This window comes from Paenibacillus sp. FSL K6-4396 (genome assembly GCF_038002525.1).
Classification (GTDB): domain Bacteria; phylum Bacillota; class Bacilli; order Paenibacillales; family Paenibacillaceae; genus Paenibacillus; species Paenibacillus amylolyticus_B.
The window spans coordinates 5,453,074-5,466,899 of record NZ_JBBOCR010000001.1 but is presented as its reverse complement, the minus strand read 5'-3'; the positions used below and the strand labels follow the sequence as shown (position 1 = coordinate 5,466,899).

General features: G+C 43.6%; 20 protein-coding genes. 19 read left to right on the top strand and 1 reads right to left on the bottom strand.

The genetic code is table 11. The features are described from left to right. Positions 1-71: 71 nt before the first annotated feature. The 13 genes from MHB85_RS23940 to MHB85_RS23880 all read left to right on the top strand — a co-directional run bounded on the left by MHB85_RS23940 (position 72) and on the right by MHB85_RS23880 (position 8,423). Positions 72-776 carry a DNA alkylation repair protein gene (locus MHB85_RS23940; RefSeq protein ID WP_105601744.1) on the top strand — a complete coding sequence of 235 codons (705 nt, stop codon included), beginning with the start codon at positions 72-74 and terminating at the stop codon, positions 774-776. Positions 777-818: 42 nt separating this feature from the next. Further along, positions 819-1,373 carry a methylated-DNA--[protein]-cysteine S-methyltransferase gene (locus tag MHB85_RS23935; RefSeq protein ID WP_091020321.1) on the top strand — a complete coding sequence of 185 codons (555 nt, stop codon included), beginning with the start codon at positions 819-821 and terminating at the stop codon, positions 1,371-1,373. Positions 1,374-1,592: 219 nt separating this feature from the next. Continuing rightward, positions 1,593-2,819 carry an amidohydrolase gene (locus MHB85_RS23930; protein WP_341074271.1) on the top strand — a complete coding sequence of 409 codons (1,227 nt, stop codon included), beginning with the start codon at positions 1,593-1,595 and terminating at the stop codon, positions 2,817-2,819. A gap of 128 nt (positions 2,820-2,947) precedes the next feature. Then, positions 2,948-3,364, top strand: coding sequence for a GNAT family N-acetyltransferase (locus tag MHB85_RS23925; RefSeq protein WP_341073829.1), 417 nt, complete (start codon positions 2,948-2,950; stop codon positions 3,362-3,364). A gap of 26 nt (positions 3,365-3,390) precedes the next feature. After that, positions 3,391-3,846 (top strand): GNAT family N-acetyltransferase, encoded by a 456-nt coding sequence (locus MHB85_RS23920; protein ID WP_181155584.1) that lies wholly within the window; start codon positions 3,391-3,393, stop codon positions 3,844-3,846. A gap of 17 nt (positions 3,847-3,863) precedes the next feature. After that, positions 3,864-4,292 (top strand): GNAT family N-acetyltransferase, encoded by a 429-nt coding sequence (locus MHB85_RS23915; protein ID WP_181155583.1) that lies wholly within the window; start codon positions 3,864-3,866, stop codon positions 4,290-4,292. Beyond that, positions 4,219-5,028, top strand: coding sequence for a DUF1361 domain-containing protein (locus MHB85_RS23910; RefSeq protein WP_105601738.1), 810 nt, complete (start codon positions 4,219-4,221; stop codon positions 5,026-5,028). Before MHB85_RS23915 ends, MHB85_RS23910 begins: the two co-directional genes overlap by 74 nt. A gap of 33 nt (positions 5,029-5,061) precedes the next feature. Further along, a complete protein-coding gene (locus MHB85_RS23905; protein ID WP_105601736.1) occupies positions 5,062-5,523 on the top strand; it encodes a DUF6896 domain-containing protein in 462 nt (153 codons plus the stop codon). 38 nt (positions 5,524-5,561) lie between these two features. Then, positions 5,562-6,506 (top strand): GNAT family N-acetyltransferase, encoded by a 945-nt coding sequence (locus MHB85_RS23900; protein WP_105601735.1) that lies wholly within the window; start codon positions 5,562-5,564, stop codon positions 6,504-6,506. Continuing rightward, positions 6,503-7,240 (top strand): metallophosphoesterase family protein, encoded by a 738-nt coding sequence (locus tag MHB85_RS23895; RefSeq protein WP_341073828.1) that lies wholly within the window; start codon positions 6,503-6,505, stop codon positions 7,238-7,240. Before MHB85_RS23900 ends, MHB85_RS23895 begins: the two co-directional genes overlap by 4 nt. 42 nt (positions 7,241-7,282) lie before the next feature. Then, complete coding sequence (locus MHB85_RS23890; protein WP_167483655.1) at positions 7,283-7,432, top strand: hypothetical protein; 150 nt, start codon at positions 7,283-7,285, stop codon at positions 7,430-7,432. 16 nt (positions 7,433-7,448) lie between these two features. After that, positions 7,449-7,964, top strand: coding sequence for a DinB family protein (locus MHB85_RS23885; RefSeq protein ID WP_091020305.1), 516 nt, complete (start codon positions 7,449-7,451; stop codon positions 7,962-7,964). Positions 7,965-8,003: 39 nt separating this feature from the next. After that, positions 8,004-8,423 carry an NUDIX hydrolase gene (locus MHB85_RS23880; RefSeq protein ID WP_341073827.1) on the top strand — a complete coding sequence of 140 codons (420 nt, stop codon included), beginning with the start codon at positions 8,004-8,006 and terminating at the stop codon, positions 8,421-8,423. A gap of 10 nt (positions 8,424-8,433) precedes the next feature. Here the strand turns inward: MHB85_RS23880 and MHB85_RS23875 are convergent, their stop codons facing one another. Continuing rightward, positions 8,434-9,336 carry an ArsR/SmtB family transcription factor gene (locus tag MHB85_RS23875; RefSeq protein WP_341073826.1) on the bottom strand — a complete coding sequence of 301 codons (903 nt, stop codon included), beginning with the start codon at positions 9,334-9,336 and terminating at the stop codon, positions 8,434-8,436. Positions 9,337-9,516: 180 nt separating this feature from the next. On the opposite strand from MHB85_RS23875, the gene MHB85_RS23870 reads away from it, so the two are divergent. From MHB85_RS23870 to MHB85_RS23845, 6 genes are all read left to right on the top strand, one after another. Then, positions 9,517-11,007 (top strand): glycoside hydrolase family 43 protein, encoded by a 1,491-nt coding sequence (locus MHB85_RS23870; protein ID WP_341073825.1) that lies wholly within the window; start codon positions 9,517-9,519, stop codon positions 11,005-11,007. A 98-nt stretch (positions 11,008-11,105) separates the two neighbouring features. Next, positions 11,106-11,678 carry a hypothetical protein gene (locus tag MHB85_RS23865; RefSeq protein ID WP_341073824.1) on the top strand — a complete coding sequence of 191 codons (573 nt, stop codon included), beginning with the start codon at positions 11,106-11,108 and terminating at the stop codon, positions 11,676-11,678. Positions 11,679-11,777: 99 nt separating this feature from the next. Then, positions 11,778-12,323, top strand: a complete 546-nt coding sequence (locus tag MHB85_RS23860) for a GrpB family protein (RefSeq protein WP_341073823.1) — start codon at positions 11,778-11,780, stop codon at positions 12,321-12,323. A 41-nt stretch (positions 12,324-12,364) separates the two neighbouring features. After that, positions 12,365-12,787, top strand: coding sequence for a hypothetical protein (locus MHB85_RS23855; protein WP_341073822.1), 423 nt, complete (start codon positions 12,365-12,367; stop codon positions 12,785-12,787). Between the two features lie 30 nt (positions 12,788-12,817). Further along, positions 12,818-13,339, top strand: coding sequence for a cysteine hydrolase family protein (locus MHB85_RS23850; protein ID WP_341073820.1), 522 nt, complete (start codon positions 12,818-12,820; stop codon positions 13,337-13,339). Then, positions 13,339-13,740, top strand: a complete 402-nt coding sequence (locus MHB85_RS23845; protein WP_341073819.1) for a hypothetical protein — start codon at positions 13,339-13,341, stop codon at positions 13,738-13,740. Before MHB85_RS23850 ends, MHB85_RS23845 begins: the two co-directional genes overlap by 1 nt. Positions 13,741-13,826: the final 86 nt, after the last annotated feature.

Genomic DNA, 13,826 nt, shown 5'->3' with positions numbered 1-13,826 from the left:
ATATGGGCTTACAAACAGCCGCTGCAAGGATATACTTGTTGTACAGCAACAGACGAGGAGGACATGCGCTAGTGGAAGTAGATATCAGAACACAATTGTTCAGCATGGTTGAGCCGGAATATCAGAAATTCTCGGCTGCACTTATTCCCAACATCACGAATGTACTTGGTGTAAGGTTGCCAGCCTTACGAAAAATTGCCAAGCAGCTTGCCGCGGGGGACTGGCGCACGTATCTGGAAACGGCAGAGGACGAATATTTTGAAGAAGTGATGTTACAAGCAATGGTCATTGGACATGTCCAGGCTGATCTGGACGAACTGTTAAAGGCTATTGAAACATTTGTACCGAAGATTGACAACTGGTCGGTGTGTGACAGCTTCTGTGCGGGACTGAAATATACAAAGGTTCATTCGGAGCCCATGTGGGCGTTCTTGCAGCCGTATCTGAGATCAGATCAGGAATATGAGATCCGGTTTGGTGTGGTCATGTTGTTGAATTTTTATCTGAATGAGAGATATATTGATCAGGTTCTATCCGCATTGGATCACATTAGACACGAGGCGTATTATGTGAAAATGGCAGTGGCTTGGGCCATCTCAATGGCCTATGTGAAACAACCTGAGGTGACCATGCGTTATCTGAGGCATAATACCTTGGACGATTTTACGTATAATAAGGCACTTCAGAAAATCACGGAATCTTATCGCGTGGATCCGGAGAGCAAGCAGATCATCCGCAGTATGAAACGTAAGGTGAAGAAGCAGATTATCTCCTAGTTCTAGCATTAAGCATTCCACCGGGGAGAGGGCGATAAACGAATGAGAAAAAAGTTGATGTACACCACGATGCAGTTGGACGGTCGTCCATGGGTGCTGCTCGCTACGGAACAGGGATTGTGCCGAGTGGTTATGCCCAACGAAACACTGGAGGATTGGAACGGCTGGATACAGAAAGTAGCACCTGGCGTGGAACTGGAAGAGAACGAGCATGCTCTGAAACAAACAGGTATGATGGACTGGTTGCAGTCCTACTTTGCAGGAGAACCCATGGCTTATACAGATGCGATCCCACTGGACTTGATCGGAACGAACTTTCAACAAGAGGTATGGAGAGAGCTAGGGCGTGTGCCTTACGGTGAAATTCGGACCTATGGAGATATTGCCGCTGCGATTGGAAGACCTTCGGCTGTGCGAGCGGTTGGGGCTGCAAATGGAGCCAATCCAATTCCGGTTCTGCTACCATGCCACCGCATTATTGGGGCTAATCGCAAGCTGACCGGGTTCCGTGGAGGCCTGGAGATGAAGCGCAGACTGCTGGATATCGAACAGATTGAAGGCGTGACCGATGGAGGGCATGCGCGATTTCATTTTTAATAGACTCGCGTAATCAAGAAGATTAAGGTGATTGGACGGGACAGGCACGTATTGTGCCTGTTTTTTTGCATGTATTAAGGTAGAGTAATACAAACGTTTCGCATATGGAACACCAACGTTTTACGTATTTTTGCCCGGTGAAACCGTATGGTACCATGGATCATAGATCAATCGGTATCCGGGGGACGTAATGCCGGGTAAGAAAAGAGGGATGACATGATGAAGCAGGCTTATTGGTTAACCAACGTGACTGTGGAGCGGGGGTATGTTCGGGAGGGAGAACAGGTGACGGGGACGCGGACAAGCCCCGCTCATCTACGGATTGAAGATGGAGTGATCGCGGAGATTGTGGAAGGAAACAACCCGCTGTCTAGCGATCTACCACAAGTAGATGGCAAGGGACTTCTGCTGCTGCCTTCGTTCGAGGAGGCACATATTCATCTGGATAAAACCTACTACGATGGGCCGTGGACAGCCGTTAAACGGATCTCCAGTATTTTCGAACGTATTGAAGAAGAAAAGGTTCTGTTACCCAAGCTACTGCCAGATGCCCAGCGTCAAGCGAAGAGTATTCTGACCTTGATCCAGGGGTACGGCTCCACTCATGTACGTAGCCATTGCAATATTGAACCTGTCAGTGGCTTGAAAAGACTGGAAGCGACGCGGCAGGCTCTGGAATCATTTTCGGGGAAAATCTCTTCGGAAATCGTGGCTTTCCCGCAGCATGGACTACTTCGCTCGAATTCAGTGGAGCTTATGGGCCAAGCGATGCAGGAAGGTGCAACACATGTGGGTGGACTCGATCCCTATACCGTGGACGAATACATCGAGAAATCACTGAATGCCATGGTTGAACTGGCTGTTCAGCACCAGGCGGGCATTGACATACATCTGCATGATGGAGGTCAGGCCGGCAAACAAACGCTGCTGGAACTCGCAAATCTGACAGAAACAGCAGGGCTTCAAGGTAAAGTTACGATAAGTCATGCGTTCTGGTTCGCCCGCGCAGAGCAGCAGGAAGCAGAAGATATGGCGCAGCGAATGGCTTCGCTTGGGATGAGCATTGCTTCCACGGTGCCCATCGGCAGAACGATGATGCCACTTCCCTTGCTCCATCGTATGGGCGTGGACGTGAAGCTGGCCACAGACAGCCTGACAGATCATTGGTCTCCTTTTGGCAATGGGGATCTGCTTGAGAAAGCGGGACGATTCGCAGAACTGTACGGATATAGTGACGAACTGTCCTTGTCTCAATCTTTGGCATGGGTAACAGGCGGTATTACACCGCTGGATTCACAAGGGGAACAGGTATGGCCGAAGGTAGGCGACACCGCGAGTTTTGTATTGGTGCATGCGAGTTGTTCGGCGGAAGCCGTTGCGCGGCGATCTGCGCGGCAGGCCGTATGGTACAAGGGGCAATTGGTGAGCGGATCGATATCGCATTGAGGACAATAGAGCGGGTGCAGCCACGGGAAACCGTGGTTTTTTGGCATGGGAAAAAAAGAGGAAAGAACTGTTCGCAACTACCACATTTTGGGTTATGATGGACATAGTTAATGAAGGGAGCAATACGAATGAAGATTGAATTTGCAACGGAAGCTGACTACGACTATATCTTGGATAGAGATCGGCATATCCATCATGCACTTTTGAAAACCAAGATCAATGAGAAAGAAATATTCATTCTATGGGACGAGGATGAGGACGAGGGATCAAGAGTTGGATGGATGAGGTACGGTTACTTTTGGGACAACCTTCCCTTCATGAATATTATCTGGATAGATGAACCCTATCGAAACGGCGGATATGGCAAAAAAGTAGTGCATCACTGGGAAAGTCTAATGAAGCAACAAGGCTTCGATACCGTGATGACTTCAACGCAATCAGACGAACATGCCCAACATTTCTATCGAAAGCTGGGGTATGTTGATGCAGGGGCTCTGTTGCTGGATACACAACCTTTGGAGATTATATTGATCAAGAAAATATAGTAAGTAAGCTGCAAGGAGAGATGATTGTGGATGTGAAGAAAGTAACCCTACAACCCATAACCAAAGAAAATGAACTTGAGTGCATCCACCTTAAACCACGGGAAGATCAGCTGGAGTTGGTCGCAAGCAATGCGGATTCATTGATTCATGCAACGAAGGAAATTACGTCCAAACCATACGGTATTTTGGCAGAGGATCAGATGGTCGGTTTTATTTTATTTGATAACGAGATCTACAATGACGGGTATTACTGGATTCTGCGCTTCATGATTGACGAGAAGTATCAGGGGAAGGGTTACGGCAAACTTGCTATTCAAGAAGTGATTCGTATGTTGCAAGAGAGAAGTGATTGCCAGCAAATCAGGGTATCGCATGTTCCGCATAATAGTGCGGCAAATGCGCTGTATAAGCGGTGCGGATTTCAGGACACGGGTGAATTCGAGGACAACGGTGATATCATTTTAAGTTATCAAGTGAGGTAACAGGGAGGGCAAGCTTGATGATAAGAGAGGCAGAAGCTAGGGATGCAGAGGTTATCGAAAGACTGTATAAAGAATTATTGCCGAACAACTTAAACACAAAGGTATTGGCAGAACGGATTGAAGAGGTTCGAAATAACCCAAACAGTTTCTTGTTCGTTTATGAACTGGGTGATCAGGTGATCGGCACGGCTCATTTACATATTTGTCTGGATGCTTTGGTGGAAAATAGACCCTTCGGCGTAGTTGAGCGGGTTATTATTACGGAACATGTGCAGAGCAAGGGATATGGTTCTGAATTGATGAAATATGTGGAAGACGTATGTGTACAGAAAAATTGTGTGAAGGTGTTTCTTACCAGTGGATCATCCAGACATGAAGCACATCACTTTTATACGAAATTGGGGTACGACGGAGAATCCAGCAAGGCATTTAAAAAGTATTTATAACATTCATCAGGGAAAAGGAAGTAGAAGCAAAGAAATGAAAGATAACAAACATCCGGTACAAGATCTCCGACTCATCGTTACCTTGTTCGTGGCTACTTGTTGTTGTTTAGGTGTTGTGATGTATTTACGTGTTCAAACAGATACAAATATGTATCGATTTCTAAGTTGGGATATGTTCCTGGCATGGGTACCATTCATCATCTCATCCTGCATTAGATACATATTTCATAAGAAATTAACCGCAACGAGCATGATATCTATGGCGCTGATGTGTGGAGTATGGCTCTTTTTTCTGCCCAATGCGGCCTACCTTTTTACGGAGATTCTGCATTCATTCCGATATTTTGATGCTCAAGGGGAGGTTCAATTTTGGGTTAATATTGATTTTTGGTATGGACTCACCCTGACGTTTGCCGTAGCGATCATCGGATTGCTGCTCTCGACTTGTTCGATCATTCAAATCCACGGAATGTTAAACCAATTAATAAATAAGTACATTAGTATGATGGTTGTCGGTGTTATTTTGCTATTGAGCAGTATAGGGGTCTACATTGGTAGATTTAATCGGTGGAATTCGTGGGATGTATTATCCCGACCTGGGAAGATCTTTGTGGATCTTGTGAATGATTTTAATGCAGCGAACAGCATAATGGTTGAGTTTGTCGCCATTGTATTTACGGTTCAACTTTTTGGCTACGTTATCGTATCTTTGCTAACCGCAAGGTCGGGCAACTAATTATTCCATTTGAAAGGGCAAGGATCTGAAACTATGAAGGCGATAACGCAGGAAATTACGGAAGAATTGTTGGCTGTGATGGATATGTACCAAAGAATCGCGCGGCAATTAATCGACCAACTGATATTGGAAACCGATCAGCCTGATCGGACGGAAATTCTCGCAGGGGCGTACCATTTGTTGTCCAATGCGGATGTAATCCAAGGAGAAGAAGAATTAACGGGGAACTGGTATTTTGATGTTCACGGCGAGCACTGTATGTTCAAGAATACAGAAACAGGGCAGACATTAGAGGTTTTCCTTGGTAGTCCAGAGGATGTGGGCAACATGGACCCCTACTTTTTTTACAATTTTATCAAAACAACGCCAGAGCTTGCATACCTGACTTCGTATTTCGAGAATCCGTTTAAGGACATGTTGGATTTCTTCGAACGTATGGAGGCACAGCAGGTGTTAGTTCATGTTCACGGGGTGGCGTATAGAAAAATGATTTGATTGTTTGCCGTTTAATTAGAATTGAGGAGGAATTACGTATGAGTTTAACAGAATGGTCCATAGATATACTTCAATATGATCTGTCGGATGAATATTCGATTCGCAGAGCTGATTTTGCCGAATGGGGATTATTTTGCACGGTTTATTATGATATGCGTTATGTCGGATTTTTCAGGGAAGAAGAGTTCAGTTCTTCCAAGATCAGTGCCTACTGGATTTACAAAGGGGAAAGCAAAATAGGTGGCGTGAGAATGGAGCCTAACCGGATGTATCATTTATTTTTTATCCCGCCGTTCCAGCAGTGCTTTGAGGTATTGAAGCTTCTGAAGCATACATTAGTACAGTGGTCCGATCGCACCAAACGCATTCTGACCTTTGAGATTCTTCCAGACCAAGTTGATCTATACGCAAGAGCCGGATTCTGGCCAGTGGAGTTCAGATGCCGCTGGATGCAGCGGCCTACAGATCATTTTGAAATCGAATGGGACAGCAGGGTAACCGTAAAGAGTCCAGAGATTATTGAAAGTGAAACCGGCAATAGAAAATATGTGAATGAAGATGAGATTGCTCAATGTGACCTGGAGAGTTTTGCAGGAAGTCTTGAAGCTACACGAAGAAAACATAACACTCTTGCAGATTTTATACCAAGTGATGACCCTAATTATACCAATGAAATTCTGACCCAAGCATCCACGCTTGTATATGACGAGGAAACGGGACAGCTTATTGCAAATTGTCGCTTGTGCTTGCAAGATAATCAGGCTGCTGTATATAGCATAGGGGTTCGGCCGGCATATAGAGGTAGAGGGCTTGCTACACTGATGTTACAGAGAGCTTTGAATGAGCTTAAGGGTAAATATCCCGTGCTGCGATTGTATGTGATGCAAGGAAATGATGCGGAGTCCGTGTATCTGAATCTGGGCTTTATTCCGGGAGTACAGGAGATTCAGACGATGTACATTCCAGAGGAGGAATCACAATGAAGGTTGCCATCTTAACCGATATTCATGGGAATTTTCCTGCGCTGCAAGCGGTATTGGCTGATATCGATTCCAGAGAAGACATTGAGCATACATTTTGCTTGGGAGATATGATCGGCATCGGCCCTTACTCCAATGAAGTGATCGAGATGTTGTACAGTCGTGAAAATATGATAGCGATTTCGGGGAATCACGAAGAGGCCGTATTGAGTTTGCTCCAACATAAGAGTCCATTAGAAGGACATAAAGGCTTAGCCGAGCACCATGAATGGATTGGTCAACATCTAAGTGCAGAATCGATCAAGAGAATACAAGCTCTACCGAAGTTTGTTGAAAAAGAGGTAGCAGGACGTCGATTCCTTTTGACTCACTATCATATGAACAACGACAAGCTGGATGTCATCGATAAAGAACCATCAGGGACCAAACTGGACGCGAAGTATCAGGGGACGGCCCATGATTTGGTTTGTTTTGGTCATTATCATATTCTTCATTATTATAGGACAGATCAAAGAGTATATATGAATCCGGGAGCTTTAGGCTGTAACGATCTTGCCATTGCCAGATATGGGATCGTGGATCTTCAAGAGGGCAAACTGAATGTGAGATTCATTGGCGTTCCATATGACAACAGGCAGTATCTGCAATCGTATGAACGGTTGAACGTTCCGGATCGAGCTTTTATTTTGAAGGCATTTCATGGGAATCAGTTGGAGAGAGAGTACGTGGGAGAGTGATTCTCGTAACAGCGTTTTGTTTTTTGGGAAGGAGAAATGCACATGGGAATGATCATTATGTTGGTGGTTTATCTGTTCCTCGGTATTTATGTTGTGAAAGTTGGAATAGATAACTCAAAAAATAGCCAGCACACCAAAGAAATATTATCAGAGTTAAGGGAAATAAAAGACTTATTGAAAGAGCGAAGGTAAAGGAGGAGTGATGACTATGATTCACGACCTACAAGGGGAAGCCAATATGACACCTGTTGTGGGGATGTTATTATCCGCTGTAACAGAAAATAGCCAACGACTTAAATCAATTACAGAAGGTATGTCGCAAGAAGAAGTGGATTACAAAGGGGAAAACAACCAGTTTAATAGTACAGCTCAATTAATCCGACATATTACGTTCGTTGATATGAATTGGGTGTATAGAATAAAGGGATCTGTCCTTCCTCAGCGTTTAATAGAGCAATATGGCCCTATGATCGATGAAAATGATAGACTTCCGCTGGTTCAAGGTCTGGCACGTGACACACTTATCTCTCAATATGAGGGTGTATTAACCCTTCTAAAAGAGACATGCACACATTTAGCGGATGCTGATCTAGATCGAGTCGTTACTTTTGGACATCAGAACGAAAAGCAAGCTACGATACGTTGGGGATTATGGCACATGGCTGACCATAACCGTTATCATCAAGCTCATATTAATCAGTTAAGAAGATGGTTCCAAACATAAACTGATTGTTAATACAAAAATGGGGGGGCGATTAAACACTTGGAAAATAAAATGGTAACTGTCATAAAAGGACTAATCGAGAATGAAGGCAGAGTGTTAATTGTTAAGCGCTCACTAGTGGATGAGGTAGGCGCCGGAAGTTGGGAGACAGTAGGGGGGAAACTTCACTTCGGAGAAGAATTGGAAGAGGCTCTGATTCGTGAAGCTAGAGAGGAAGTTGGCATTAAAGTTCAAATAGATGAATTACTGTTTGCCAATACGTTCTTTACCGATCCTCATCGACAGGTCATTCTTCTAATGTATTTGTGTAGAACTAAAGATCATCAAGTGAATCTTTCAGAAGAACATAGTGAATACAAGTGGGCAACCAGATCTGAATTATATCATTACCTGCCTTATGCAATTACTTCAGATCTGGAGAAATATAAAGTTTTTGAGAAAATCAAGTTAATCGATTAGGTTAAAAAATTCAACCCAATACACGAATAACAATATCCTGATCATGGTTACCAAAACCGGCACCATAGATCGTTAATCCGCCTACGTTGGGGCTTTCCTCGTCAACCGTAAAACGAAGCGTCCAGAACGGCTCGCTAAGCTTAATATCCGCAAGTGTGATGTCAGACATCCGCTCTCCATCCATGTAAGTACCGGAGGTATCGATACGAATGGTCTTTAATAATCCATACTGATTCACATTGCGATGCCACCATTCTGGCGTATATTTGCCGCGTGCTGCTCTGCCAAAGTCGGCAGGGCTTGTCCACGTTCCAAGAGAAATGCCATTGAAGGTGAAACGAATATCGGAAGGCCAATGATCTCGCAATCCCGGAGCTTCAGACGCCAGTTCCATCGAAATTTCAATCCCATCGGTTGTCTGATCAGGAAGGACAAAATTTGGTGTTTTATATTCAACATAGCCCTTCCCAAACCACAGGATAGCGGCGTGTACACGCTCAGGATCAAGGAAGTAACGTGGATCATCCCATACGCCGATTTCTTTCTCAAGTGTTCCTAGCCCACAGGTAGGGTGAATATCAAAAGCAGTGTAGTGTCCAACGGCTATCGTCTGTTCTCTGGTTCGTGAAGTTTGGCTTGCGGATGGCAGCTCGATCTCAATCTGATTTTGCTTGAGGTAACATAATTTGTGCGTCCCTCCGTTGATCCGAACGCGTCTGCTCCCAATTAGACCCGCATCCTCCAGTTTGCGAATATGCATCGTGACGATGGAGGGGCTAAGCTCTAATACTGCGGCAATATCCTTCACATTCATTTCGCGATCTGCAATTATGTCCATTATTTCCCATCTGACTTCGCTTGCCAGCGCCTCATATAAAGGAAGGAACTGGGGCTCTCCATTTGCTTTGATCATCTGTACAACTCCCTACCCTCAATCTTCTAAAATCACATATATATTAATTTAATAAAATTAGCTCCAAGATGCAATTCAGATTCATTGCAAGTTTACGCCCGATGGTGTTTAATTTTTGTAGTTGTTACAAAGTTGAATTCTTATATATGTGAATTTTATATTAAGAGGTGGAGTGAAGTAATGAAATACAATAACCCTGTTGTAAAAGGTTTTTATCCAGACCCTAGTGTGATTAAGGTGCACGATACCTACTATATGGTGTGTAGTTCTTTTCAATATTTTCCGGGCGTACCGCTCTTTGAAAGCAAGGATTTGCTGAATTGGAAGCAGATTGGTCACTGCCTGACTCGTAAAAGCCAGATTCAACTCGAGACGGTGAACAGCTCCGGGGGTGTATTTGCCCCAACCATCAGGCACAATGACGGGCGTTTTTATATGGTCACAACCAATGATACGACGCATCAGAATTTCTATGTCTGGACGGACGATATTTACGGAGAATGGTCTGAGCCTATTTATGTGGATCAAGGCGGGATTGATCCCGATTTGTATTTTGAAGATGGAAAAACATTGTTTATGAGTAATGGCGTTGATGATGAAGGCATTGGCGGAATTGTCCAGTGTGAGCTTGAGATTGAAACTGGCCGCAAACTGACCCCGAGTCGTTCAATATGGAACGGAACAGGTGGACGATATCTGGAAAGTCCGCATCTGTATAAAATGAACGGTTATTATTACCTGCTTGCAGCGGAAGGTGGCACCGAATATGGTCATATGGTTACGTATGCTCGTGGCACTTCTTCTTCGGGACCGTTCGAAGCCTATGCGCACAATCCAGTTCTGACCAACCGCAATATGGGAGGTTATGAGTTGCAGGGAGTAGGGCATGGTGATCTGGTTCAGGATGATCGGGGGAATTGGTGGCTCTTTCACCTGGGATTCCGACAGATTGGCAAATGGGCTACGTACCATCATCTGGGTCGAGAAGTATTTCTGACTCCAATTACGTTTGGTGAAGACGGATGGTTTACAGCCGGGCATGAAGGCACAACGCTGACGAGTTTTGAGACGGATCGCATTCCCGACACGGTGATCCAGCAGGATAAGAAGAATTATACGTTTGAAAATACAGACTGGAACCTCGACTGGTGTTATCTTCGTCATCCAAATACAGAGCATTATCAGCTTGAATCAGATAAGCTTACGCTAACAGGAACCGATGTAACGCTGGACGTTCCGGCATCCCCGACGTTCATTGGGCTACGTCAAAAAGACTTTAATGCTACGATTTCTGTCGATGTTAGTCTGACGAGTGGAGAAGCCGGGACCACGATCTACATGGATGAGAATCATCATTATGAAGTGGCTATTCGTGGGCAGCAGAACGGTTATAAGGTGGTCGAGCGTCTAAATATCGGTGATATCAAATCGATAAAACATGAAGTGGATCTGGGAAATAAACAGTATGCAACGCTGGTGATCCGCTCAAGCCAAGAACGCTACAGTTTCCTGTTTCAAGCAGATGGTGAAGAGATTCTGCTGGGCACGGCACAGACGAGATACCTATCCTCGGAGGTGGCAGGAGGTTTTACGGGCGTACTTATTGGGTTATACGCGAGCGGGCAAGATACTTCAGCTGAGTTTACAAATTTCAAGTGTGATTATCATTAAGAAGTTAAGGGGAGGGCCTAAGGGTCCTTCTCTTTTTTTTAATTTGTGTCAAAATATAGATATATTAATCAATGCCAATAGAAGAGAGGTATGCAAACGTGGAAGTACATTATAAAATGCCGGAATCATTAGAAGGCATCGTTCGAATAGATAAGGAATTACGTAAACAACATAATGCGACCCTTCATGATTATGTGGGGTTTTATATTAGTTTTAACAATGATGATGATCGATACTATTGTACGCCAGATGATGCCATTATATTTGGAAGAACAGGGGCAGATGGTGACCATTTTGCTTTTTTCACGTTTAACAGATCCATTAGTGATTTGGAAGAAGCTCCGGTTATCTTTATCCAACCTACGGCGTTTGGTAATCAAGTAACTTTAGTTGCCAGAAACATTAAGGATTTTATAGCATTATTTATTAATCTTAAGGAAGTATATGTTTTGGAGAGATTTCGATTTTATAAAAACAAATTAGATTTTATGAACGACTATAACGATAACTATATGGAAGATATAAAGATGCGAGAGAGTGAAAATCAATTAATTATTGAACTGTTAAAAGAGAAAATTAAAGGGATAACAGAAATTGATGATGTGTACGAATACATGATGGAATCCAAAAAACAAATAGAACTAGGGATAAACAATGATGATTTTGCATGATATCAATATGGCATCACTAAATAATCTACATGTAACAAAAGGTTAAAAGAACGTGTTATTTAATTATATAGCTTGATTGGATAACCAAGGAGGAGTTGTATGGAGGGTCAATGGAGAATTGCAAAGTATGATCCGGCATGGCGTAATTTGTTTCTCGAAACGGGTTCGAAATTAAGAGAAGCGTTAGGAGAAAAGGCCGTGCGGATTGATCATGTTGGGTCCACTTCAATTGTGGGAATAGACGCCAAACCCATCATAGATATACAACTATCTGTTTCTAATTATAAGAATCTGTTGGACTACAAACATGAGATCGAAACCGTCGGATTTGTATTCAGAGCAGAAAATCCGGATAAGACTAAACGTTACTTTCGTGAAGAACCTGGAAACAGAAGGATACATATACACGTTAGACAGGTGGGCAGTTTCTCCGAGCAGATGACCTTGCTGTTCAGAGACTATCTAAGGGAGCATCCAGAAGATTGTTTGAACTATGCGGAAGAAAAGCACAGACTCATGTCATTGTATAAAGATCAGCGTCCCAAATATGTTGAAGGAAAAGGACCAATGGTGTGGAGCATATTACAGAGAGCACACAGTTGGTCTCAAGAAATCGGATGGCAACCGGCAAAATCTGACGCATGAGCACATCCAATGAATAGAGATAACTGTATTGGAGTGATGAGATGAACATGGGAAGAAAGCTGATAACAACCGTTCTAACCATCATTGGTTTTACTTTGGCTGCAAGTCTCATATCGATGAATGAATCCTACAGTTTTGATTTTTACATTCTTATTTATCTGGTATACGCGACTCCCTTGATCCTGTTGATCGGGCTACCTTTATCGATATTGCTAGACTATCTGCTCAGCCGAATACAATTCCCTAATCATGTGTTGTATCTATGTACGAGGATATTAGGCTATGCATGTGCTGGAGTTTTAGGCATGTTTATTTATTATCTGGTCATGGGCGAAGGAGAAGCAATCTTGGATTTCAAAGAGACGTTAGTTCTGACCTTATTTGGCGTTCTTGCTGCTATCCTATTTGTACTGATTGATATGGGATTGGAAGTTTTGTTAAAGATACGAAGAAGAAAGATTTGAATTAAATTGATTTGTCAGGAGGAAAGCAAAATGGCAACGCATTGTGCACTTCTAATCATTGATGTACAGGTAGCGATGTTTGATGAAGCAGATCCCGTCTATCAGGGGGAACGATTGCTTCAGAAGATCCAGGTATTAATTGCCAGGGCCCGTAAAGCAGGGCATGCCATCATATATATCCAGCACAGCGAAGGGGCAGGTAGTCCACTGGAACGAGGGACTCCGGGGTGGGCCATTCATCCGTCCATTGCACCTATAGCTGGTGACCTCGTTATTGAAAAGGAGACACCGGATTCGTTTCACAAAACCGATCTGCATCTGAAATTGCAAGATAATGGCGTGAAGGAGTTGATTCTCGCGGGTATGCAGACTGAGGTATGTGTAGACACGACTTGCCGCAGAGCGTTCAGTCTGGGTTACACGGTCAATCTGGTTCAAGATGCGCACAGCACATGGAATTCAAAGACGCTTCAAGCAGAGCAGATTATTGCACATCACAATACGGTACTGAGACTGTTTGCCAACGTGGTGGATACGGAGAATGCGCTGTAATGCTAGGAAAACGTAGGCGATTCTGGTTTTTCATAGGTGCGGCAATCATGTTTTTGTATTTTCTAATCACGAGTAATCCAGATCCAAATAAGCCGATTTCGAGAAATCAAGTGATAAGCACAGAGATGAGCATAGTTGTGTACACCAGGACAGGCGATGGTGGAGCACACACTAGCATTGACGATGTTACGTTAAGTAAAGAAGACATTAGCCGTATAGTCGGCTGGATGAATGCAGCCCCGGAATCAGCCAAAATACCAGTAGATGATGTCACAGGAAGCATTAGTGCAGGAATTGCTTTAAAATTAAAGCATAACGCTAAAGTTACGATTCAATACAATCGGAAACAGATTATAGTATCCACAAAAAGCAGATTTAATAGAGATACGAAATATATTTGATCAAAAGGACTTAAGAGACTTTATGGATCAAAAGTTGGAAGGGACGTATTTTGGTGAAGATACCGTTAGTGTTGAATAAGGAGGAG

Coding starts and splice junctions, on each gene's coding strand:
- MHB85_RS23885 (WP_091020305.1), top strand. CDS start 7,449: ATGATTCACGACCTACAAGGGGAAGCCAATATGACACCTGTTGTGGGG.
- MHB85_RS23900 (WP_105601735.1), top strand. CDS start 5,562: ATGAGTTTAACAGAATGGTCCATAGATATACTTCAATATGATCTGTCG.
- MHB85_RS23895 (WP_341073828.1), top strand. CDS start 6,503: ATGAAGGTTGCCATCTTAACCGATATTCATGGGAATTTTCCTGCGCTG.
- MHB85_RS23845 (WP_341073819.1), top strand. CDS start 13,339: ATGCTAGGAAAACGTAGGCGATTCTGGTTTTTCATAGGTGCGGCAATC.
- MHB85_RS23915 (WP_181155583.1), top strand. CDS start 3,864: ATGATAAGAGAGGCAGAAGCTAGGGATGCAGAGGTTATCGAAAGACTG.
- MHB85_RS23870 (WP_341073825.1), top strand. CDS start 9,517: ATGAAATACAATAACCCTGTTGTAAAAGGTTTTTATCCAGACCCTAGT.
- MHB85_RS23905 (WP_105601736.1), top strand. CDS start 5,062: ATGAAGGCGATAACGCAGGAAATTACGGAAGAATTGTTGGCTGTGATG.
- MHB85_RS23890 (WP_167483655.1), top strand. CDS start 7,283: ATGGGAATGATCATTATGTTGGTGGTTTATCTGTTCCTCGGTATTTAT.
- MHB85_RS23930 (WP_341074271.1), top strand. CDS start 1,593: ATGAAGCAGGCTTATTGGTTAACCAACGTGACTGTGGAGCGGGGGTAT.
- MHB85_RS23910 (WP_105601738.1), top strand. CDS start 4,219: ATGAAGCACATCACTTTTATACGAAATTGGGGTACGACGGAGAATCCA.
- MHB85_RS23935 (WP_091020321.1), top strand. CDS start 819: ATGAGAAAAAAGTTGATGTACACCACGATGCAGTTGGACGGTCGTCCA.
- MHB85_RS23855 (WP_341073822.1), top strand. CDS start 12,365: ATGAACATGGGAAGAAAGCTGATAACAACCGTTCTAACCATCATTGGT.
- MHB85_RS23850 (WP_341073820.1), top strand. CDS start 12,818: ATGGCAACGCATTGTGCACTTCTAATCATTGATGTACAGGTAGCGATG.
- MHB85_RS23925 (WP_341073829.1), top strand. CDS start 2,948: ATGAAGATTGAATTTGCAACGGAAGCTGACTACGACTATATCTTGGAT.
- MHB85_RS23860 (WP_341073823.1), top strand. CDS start 11,778: ATGGAGGGTCAATGGAGAATTGCAAAGTATGATCCGGCATGGCGTAAT.
- MHB85_RS23875 (WP_341073826.1), bottom strand. CDS start 9,336: ATGATCAAAGCAAATGGAGAGCCCCAGTTCCTTCCTTTATATGAGGCG.